We start from the raw sequence: 553 nt of genomic DNA, 5'->3' as shown, positions 1-553 counted from the left end.
GCGCGAGATCGTCGATCACAACCTTGGCCTCCGACGCCGCGAGAGTCGCGGCAAGCGTCGCCGCATACTCATCGCTCGTGCCATAGCTGTCCCACGCACGTTGCAGCGCGCCGACTGCGCGGTCCGCAGTGGCCTCGATGCTCGCAGCGTATGCACGGATGCGTCCAAGCAACGCCTGCAGCACAGGCTCTTCGGCGGGATGCGCGGTTTCACCATGATAGAAGTTGCGCTTGCGCGCACGCAGAACCTCTACGGCGTCCAACGCAATTCGTCGCGCGATGCCTGCAATGCAGTTGGTGAGATACACCTGATGGAAGGTATATCCCCACGGCGCTGCTTCGTCGGGTCGCGGCGGGTCTTGCGGATAGACATGCCCGGCAGGCACGGTCACGGCGCGAAACTTCGCGGTGCCGGAGCCGGTCAGGCGTTGTCCGACTCCCTGCCAGTCGTCGTCGCTGCTGACACCGTCGCTTCTGGCGAGCACGTATTGCACAGTCTTGCCCGCACGGCTTTCGACAGCCAGACCGATGAACGCGTCGTTATAGAGATTGCC

The 553-nt window shown here is 63.7% G+C and carries 1 pseudogene; it reads right to left on the bottom strand.

Going from position 1 to position 553, the window contains the following annotated elements:
* Nucleotides 1-553 (bottom strand): annotated as a pseudogene (locus tag SB753_RS34585) (acyl-CoA dehydrogenase); the annotation flags it as partial.

The sequence above is a fragment of the Paraburkholderia sp. SIMBA_053 genome (assembly GCF_046534895.1).
Taxonomy (GTDB): Bacteria; Pseudomonadota; Gammaproteobacteria; order Burkholderiales; family Burkholderiaceae; genus Paraburkholderia; species Paraburkholderia caledonica.
The sequence above is the reverse complement of the archived record's forward strand: the minus strand, read 5'-3'. Positions and strand labels throughout refer to the sequence as shown.